Below are 7,014 nucleotides of genomic sequence, written 5' to 3'. Positions count from 1 at the left end.
CGCGGCGCGCCGCCGTCCCGGCCGTCCCCGTCCTCGTCCCCGTGCCGCTGCTCACGCTCGTGCTGCTGCTGGTGCTCCTGCTCGCGCAGGGCTGCGGCGAACCGCGCTTCACCTACGTCAAGAACGGCGGTGAGCGGACGTACTTCAAGGTCCCGAACGGCTGGCACCGGATCGGCCAGCACGACATGGACGACCTGCTCTCCGGTGACGACCCCGACTCGGCGGCGGCCCGGGCGCGGCCGAAGTCGAGCTGGTCGGTCGGTTACGACGCGTCGCGCCCGCCGGACCCGACGCACCTGTTCGGCCTCGGCGGCGACGAGGAGCCGTTCGCGTACGCGCAGATCCGGCGGCTGTCCGACGAGGCCCGCGACCAGGTCTCACTGAACGTGCTGCGCGACGCGTTCCTCCCGGTCACCGCGGAGTCCCGGCGGCAGGCGGTCAAGGAGCACCGGCCGCTGACCGGGTTCGAGCTGGTGCGCGACCAGGTCCTGACGCCCGGCGGCGGGCTGCGCGGCGTCCGCTCGGTGTTCAACTACCGGATCGGGCAGCAGCTGCTGCTCCAGACCTTCGACGTCACCACCTACGCCGCCGACGACGGCCGCCTCTACCAGCTGGTCGTCAGCTGCTCGGCCCGCTGCTACCAGGAACGCTCGGCCGAACTGGACGCCGTGGCGCGGTCCTTCACCGTGAGGAGACACCGATGATCTTCCGGCGCGGACGCTCCCGTCAGGTCCCACCCGCCTCCGACGCCGGCGCCGCCCCCGCTGGAACGGCGGGCGCCGGGGTCTCGAACGGAATCGGGAGGGCGGCTGGAAGCCCTGGCGGAACGCTCCATGCGAACGGAGCTCCCGGTGGGGTGGCGGAGGCGCCACAACCGTCATTGGAGAGCGCGGCCCCCGAGACTCCCCCGGAGGACGGGGCGCCGGTGGCGGAGGCGCGGGACGTCCGGACGACGCGGCGGCGGCAGACCTGGTGGGAGCGGGTGCGGTACCTGCTGCTCTTCACCGCCCTGTGGTTCCTGCTGGTCTGGGCGGCGATGGCGGACGATCCGCTGAAGTCGTTCCGGGACGCCGTGCTGATCGAGGAGCGGACGGGCTGGTGGGTGTTCGCGCTGGCCGGGATCGAGCTCGTCCGGCAGGCGCACTTCCTCGCCGGTGAGCGGTCGGCCCGCTACCACCGGTTCTGGACGGTGCGGGTGTTCGGCGGCTTCGAGCGGTTCACGCACCGCCGGTTCCGCCCGTGGACGCGCTTCCGGGTGTGGCGGGCGGTGCTCGCGCTCGGCTGGCTGGTGGTGTTCGCGCTGGTCGCGGGCAAGATGCTGCACACCTCGCCGGTGGACGCGCTGTTCCAGGTTCCCGCGCTGATCTGGCGCGCGCTGCCGCTGCTCGTCCAGGTGCTGTTCCTGTTCTTCTTCATCGCGATCCAGTTCGTCGGGATGTTCTGGTTCCTGTCGCGCGGCGGCGTGGAGACCTACATGCCGGACGACATCAAGACGCGGTTCTCCGACGTGTGGGGGCAGGACCACGTCCTCGACCGCGTCCGGGAGAACATCGTGTTCCTGCGGCGTCCGGACGAGATCGAGGCGCGCGGCGGCTACGTCCCCGGCGGCATCCTGCTCTGGGGGCCGCCCGGCACCGGCAAGACCCTCATGGCCGAGGCCGTCGCGGGCGAGACGGGGCTGCCCTACGTGTTCGTGGACCCCGGCGCGTTCATCCAGATGTTCATGGGCATCGGCGTCCTGAAGGTGAAGTCGCTCTTCCGGAAGCTCCGGAAGCTCGCGCTTCGGTACGGCGGCGTGGTCGTGTTCTTCGACGAGGCCGACTCGCTCGGGCGGCGCGGCTCGCTCGCGCAGACCGGGCCGGGCGGGCGTCCCGCCGGGTCCCACTCCCCCATGTTCCAGGCGGCGGGCTGCAACGGCGTCGCGTACCTGTCGTCCGACACCCGGTGGCAGCTCGCCCGGGACGCGCTCGGAACCTTGGAGGAGGTCCCGCACGCCCGCCGCGACCGGTTCCTCATGGGCGGCGGGATGAACGGCGGCGGGGGCAGCGGCGACCCCGGCACGCTCCAGGCGCTGCTCACCGAGCTCTCGGGACTGAAGAAGCCGCGCGGACTCATCAACCGCCACGTGCGCCGCCTGCTCGGGATGCCGCCGAAGCCGCCGCCCAAGTACCGGATCCTCGTGATGATGGCGACGAACATGCCCGAGGCGCTGGACGAGGCGCTGCTGCGTCCCGGCCGCCTCGACCGGATCTACAAGGTCGGCTACCCGTCCAAGGCCGGCCGCGTCCGCACCTACGAGGGGTACCTGTCCAAAGTCCGGCACGACCTCACCGCCGAGGAGGTCGACAAGCTCGCGACGATCACCCCGTACGCGACGGGCGCGACCATCAAGGACCTGGTCAACGAGGCCCTCATCACCGCGATCCGCGCCGACCGCGACGTCATCACCTGGGCGGACGTGATGAAGGCCAAGCAGCTGAAGTCGCTCGGCCCGCCCGAGGGCGTGGAGTACCACGACCGCGAGCGGCACGCCACGGCCGTCCACGAGGCGTGCCACGCCGTCGTCGCCCACCGCGTCCGCCGCCACCTGGAGATCGACATCGCGACGATCGAGAAGGGCGCCGAGTACCTCGGCATGGTCGCGTCCATCCCGGTCGAGGACCAGTTCACCCAGTGGCGGTCGGAGTACGAGGCCGACATCCTCGTCTCCCTGGCGTCCCTGGCGGGCGAGCGCATGTTCTTCGGCGGGGACAGCTCGTCCGGCGTCTCCGGCGACCTGGAGTCGGCGACGCGCGTGGCGTCCCTGATGGAGGGCTACTGGGGCATGGGCTCGACGGTCTCCTCCCACGCCGTCTCGACGCAGCTCGGTGTCGGGACGCCTGGCGGCCCCAAGGGCGCGAAGGAGGCCGAACGGGAGATGCGCCGCCGGCTCGCCGACCGCATCGAGGACCACCTGACCGACCTGCTGGCCCGGGTGGAGCGCATCCTCGCCGAGGAACGGGCCGCCGTCCTCGCCGTGGCCCACGCCCTGGAAACCCACAAGACGCTCCAGGGCGACGATCTGGTGGCCGTCATCGAGGGACGTCCGGGCCGCCTCATCGACGGCCGCGTGTACGCGGATCCGGCTTTCCGCACCGCGCTGGAGACCTACCACCGGCACGCCGAATCCGCGCACCACGCCCGAACACCCGTGCCGCACCCTTTCCCCACCCCGACCGACCTCTGAGAGGAGTCGCCTCTTACGCGGCACAGCGGACGCGTCGCGTCCGCTGGGGGTCGGGGGTGAGCTCGTCCCTCTGTCGCCGCTCAGGCCGCATGGCTAGGGTTTCGGGGATGCGGATCATTGAGGACGCGGGGGCCTGGAACGCCACGGCGGGTGCGGCCAATGACTGGGCCGAGCAGCTGAGGACGCCCGACCTGTCGGTGGGGACGTACTGCATCCCCGCGGGCGGGACCGATGACCAGAGCCCGCACACCGAGGACGAGATCTACGTGGTCACGGCAGGACGCGCGACGATCGTGACGCCGAGCGGAACGGCCGCCGTGGAACCGGGGTCGGTGATCTTCGTCCCGGCGGGCGAGGACCACCGTTTCGTGGACGTGACCGAGAACCTCGCGCTCCTGGTCGTCTTCGGGCCCGCCTACGGCTCCCGCAAGCCCGACCAGCCGCAGGAGTAACCGACCTGACGGCCGGAAGGCTGGGCGCGGAGGGCAGGGGCGGCACAGCGGAGGCTGGGTGGTTTGCAGGCATTTGCCCTCAACTGCACTTGAGGTCTTAGCGTCGGCGCATGGCCTGCACGGCGTGCAGGCGACGCACCTGAACAGTCGAGGGGACCTCTATGCCTACCCAGCAGTCTTCCGAAACCGCCCAGCCGACCTCCGACGCCGAACTCGCGGGACAGCCCGCCGCCTACTGGACCGGCGTCGCCTACGAGGCGCTCATCGCGTTCACCCGGGCCCGGCAGGCCGAGAAGGGCTACACCCAGCCCCAGTTCTGGCTGCTGCGGAACCTGTCGAAGAACGACATCTCACCCGACGGCGAGGGGATGACCGTCCAGGAGCTGCGGGACGCCATGGCCTCCTACCTCCGGCCCGAGGACGACCTCGCGGCGGAGGCGGAGGTGCTCGTGGAGCGCGGCTGGCTGCGACGGGACGCCGAGGACCGCTTCTGGATCACCGACGAGGGAGAGCAGGCGCGCGTCGAACTCGGACGGAACGCCCCCGCGATCCGCGCCGCCCTGCATGAGGGCATCGACGACGCGGACTACGTCACCACGGTGAAAGTGCTCCAGCGGCTGATCCGCAACGCGGGCGGCCCGGTCGCCTGACGGACCGGGCGCTCGGCGATCCGAGACACCGACGAGCCGAGAGGGCGAGGGGGCGGGCCGAGGGGGCCGAGGGGGCGGGCCGTGGGCTGGACAGGGCGAGGGTCCGGCCCGCCTCCTCGGCGTCCTGGCGGACGTGGGGTCAGCGGGCCTTTTCGGGCCATTCGGCGCAGGTCACGACCTTGAATCCCCGTCCCGGGAAGACGGCGTCCATGAAGAAGTCGTGCACGGCCTGGTCGCCGTCGCCGGAGCCGTCGCGCAGGACGGTGACGTGGTACCCGCGGTCCGCCGCGTCGTAGCAGGTCGCGGCGACCATCGCGCTCGTCGCGACGCCGGCGACCACGACGGTGTCCACGCCCCGTGAACGGAGCACCAGGTCGAGGTCCGTGCCGGCGAACGCGCTGGCGCGGCGCTTGGTCACGACGACGTCCTCGTCCGCGACAGGGAGGTCGATCTCCATTCCGGCCGACCCCTCGTGGAAGGTGTCCCCGGCCTCGAAGAACGACCTGAACAGCTCGTTGTCCGGCGGCAGGTCGGCTCCGTTGGGCCGGAAACCGAAGTGCACGAAGACGACGAGGGCGCCGGCCTCGCGGGCGCGCGGCAGCAGTTCGGTGAGCGGCGCCACGACCTGCTCGGCGAACGGGTAGCTGCCGGTGATGCCCTTCTGGACGTCCCCGATGATGAGTGCGGTGGTCACGACTGGCTCCTGTCCAACCTCTCGTTACGGCCTCCCGCGGCGGGCGGGACGCCGACTGCGAACGATCATGCTATTCACGTCCCTCGGCGGGGCCGGAGGGCGACCGGTCGCGAACGTGAGGGCGGCGGCGGGCGGGCCCGGCGGACGAGGCGTCAGAAGCATTCGAGGTAGGCGACCGTCTGGGAGTAGTCCCCTTCGCGGAACGCCTGGGCGGGCATGACGAAGTGGACGTAGCCGCCGTCGCCCATGTACTGGCCGATGGTGATGATGTGGCGGTACGGCTCGTCCGGCGACAGTTCCTGCAAGGGGAAGTGGCCTTCCAGGTGCGGCCAGCCGAACGCCTGGTCAGGGGAGAAGAACACGTCGTCGTACTGGTAGAGGCCCTGCTCCTTGCCGCAGAACTCGCTCCAGACCTCCCCGAAGCGGTCGGAGACCAGCCATCCGGGCAGCGACTCGTAGTACAGCGACCCGTCGGTCTCACCGCCGTAGTCCAGCGTGTCGAGAACCGGGTCGTAGTCGACGCCCCGCGCCGAGGGAAGGGTGATCACCGGCACTCCGTAGAACGGCTGGGGCGGATGGACCGCCGCGGGCGGAGGCGCCTCCACCTCGACGGCCGAGGCCGGGTCGGCCGGGATGATCCGGCAGTACCGCGGATCGTCCGACCGGAACGGGGGCTCGTCCTTGAAGTCGTGACCGCGTCGGAGGTCCGGGTCGTAGTAGAAGACGTTGAGCAGCCGGTCACCGGCGGGCGGGCGCTCGCCCGCCGCCCACGGGCCGAGGGCCTCGACGTCCAGGACGGCGAACAGGCTCAGCGGAACGCCCCCGCACTCCGGCCACGGCGTTCCGGCGGGCAGCAGGGCCGGGCCTCCCCACCGGCTGTGCCCGGCGGGCTCGACGCCGGGCTTCACCGGGCGCAGTCCGAAGGCGGGTTTCGCGAGGGCGGCGACCTGCGTGCCGAGATGCTCGCCGAGGTGCTCGACGCACAGTTCACGCACCCTCGCGCACGCTTCTTCGTAACTCGCGAAACCCATCGAGGCTCCAGATCGTCCGGCACGGGAAGTCTTCGCGGTCCCTGCCCGCGCGAGCCGAAAACATCACTGTTTTTGTGACCCTAGTGAGGACGACCGACATCCGCGATCTCCCTACCCGGGGCGTCCGAAAAGGGTCGGCCGCGATTCTGCCCGCGTGAACGCGCTCGAACGGCACCCGACGCCTCTCCCTGGTCACGGGTGCGCAGGCACCTCCTGGCCGGGAGGTTCGATGCGGCTGCGGGCGCATTCGTGGAAGTCGGCGACGAGGGGGTTCGGGTCGTCCGTTCGGGTGGCGAGGACCACATGGCTGGGCTCCACGCCCTCCAAGGGGATGGCGGCGAGGTCGGGGCGGAGGGTGCTTCCGTGGTGTCCAGCCGTGACGGCGATGGCCTCACCAGAGGCGACCAGCTCGAACTTCTCCTCGATGCGGTCGATGGAGGGGCCGTCGGGCGCGCGGCTGCCATCCGGGCGCGGGTCGAGCCGCCAGAAGGCGTCCCACTCGGGATCGGCGTCGCGCAGCCTGGGCAGTGGCTCGCCTGCGATGTCGTCGAGGGTGACCGACTCCTTTCCGGCCAGGCGGTGGTCCAGCGGGACGAGCACGACGCGCGGCTCGTCGTACAACACGGTCACGCGCAGGCCGTCGGTGCGGAACGGCAGGCGGCTCACCAGGGCGTCCACGCGGTGGTCGAGGAGCGACGCGCGCGCTTCCGGGACGTACACGTGGACGGTCCGCACGTCGGCTCCGGGATGCAGGCGGCGCAGCTCCCGGACGGCGGGCGTGACGATCGCGCCGGACATGTAGCCGATGACGATCCGGTCCGGCCGGGCGGCGGCCCGGGTGCGGGCGGCCGCTCGCGCGGACGTCCGCAGCAGCGCGTTCGCGAGCGGCAGGAACGTCTCACCGGCGGGGGTGAGGCGGCTGCCCTGCGGGGTGCGGTCGAGCAGCCGCGCGCCGAGGTCC

The 7,014-nt window shown here is 71.6% G+C and carries 7 protein-coding genes; 4 read left to right on the top strand and 3 right to left on the bottom strand.

The genetic code is table 11. The annotated features are described in order from the left end of the window. The 4 genes from AB0J52_RS21435 to AB0J52_RS21420 form a co-directional block, all read left to right on the top strand. A partial coding sequence (locus AB0J52_RS21435) for a hypothetical protein (RefSeq protein WP_500183491.1) occupies positions 1-704 on the top strand: 704 nt, incomplete at its 5' end. A 221-nt stretch (positions 705-925) separates the two neighbouring features. Further along, on the top strand, positions 926-3,226 hold the full coding sequence (locus AB0J52_RS21430) for an AAA family ATPase (protein WP_500183489.1): 2,301 nt from the start codon (positions 926-928) through the stop codon (positions 3,224-3,226). 107 nt (positions 3,227-3,333) lie between these two features. Further along, entirely contained in the window at positions 3,334-3,678 is a 345-nt protein-coding gene (locus AB0J52_RS21425) for a cupin domain-containing protein (protein ID WP_500183487.1), read from the top strand. A 161-nt stretch (positions 3,679-3,839) separates the two neighbouring features. Next, the gene (locus tag AB0J52_RS21420; RefSeq protein WP_500183485.1) at positions 3,840-4,328 is read left to right on the top strand and encodes a MarR family winged helix-turn-helix transcriptional regulator; all 489 of its coding nucleotides are present in this window, start codon (positions 3,840-3,842) and stop codon (positions 4,326-4,328) included. 139 nt (positions 4,329-4,467) lie between these two features. Here AB0J52_RS21420 and AB0J52_RS21415 read toward each other — a convergent pair whose 3' ends face one another. The 3 genes from AB0J52_RS21415 to AB0J52_RS21405 all read right to left on the bottom strand — a co-directional run. After that, positions 4,468-5,022: a cysteine hydrolase family protein gene (locus AB0J52_RS21415; RefSeq protein WP_500183483.1), complete on the bottom strand. Its 555-nt coding sequence runs from the start codon at positions 5,020-5,022 to the stop codon at positions 4,468-4,470. Positions 5,023-5,174: 152 nt separating this feature from the next. Beyond that, positions 5,175-6,017 (bottom strand): DUF1963 domain-containing protein, encoded by an 843-nt coding sequence (locus tag AB0J52_RS21410; protein ID WP_500183481.1) that lies wholly within the window; start codon positions 6,015-6,017, stop codon positions 5,175-5,177. A 228-nt stretch (positions 6,018-6,245) separates the two neighbouring features. Beyond that, positions 6,246-7,014, bottom strand: a 769-nt coding sequence (locus AB0J52_RS21405; protein WP_500183479.1) for a LysR family transcriptional regulator, incomplete at its 5' end; no start/stop codon positions are given.

The organism is Spirillospora sp. NPDC049652 (assembly GCF_040675125.1).
Lineage (GTDB): Bacteria > Actinomycetota > Actinomycetes > Streptosporangiales > Streptosporangiaceae > Spirillospora.
This window is presented reverse-complemented; position numbering and strand designations above follow the sequence as displayed.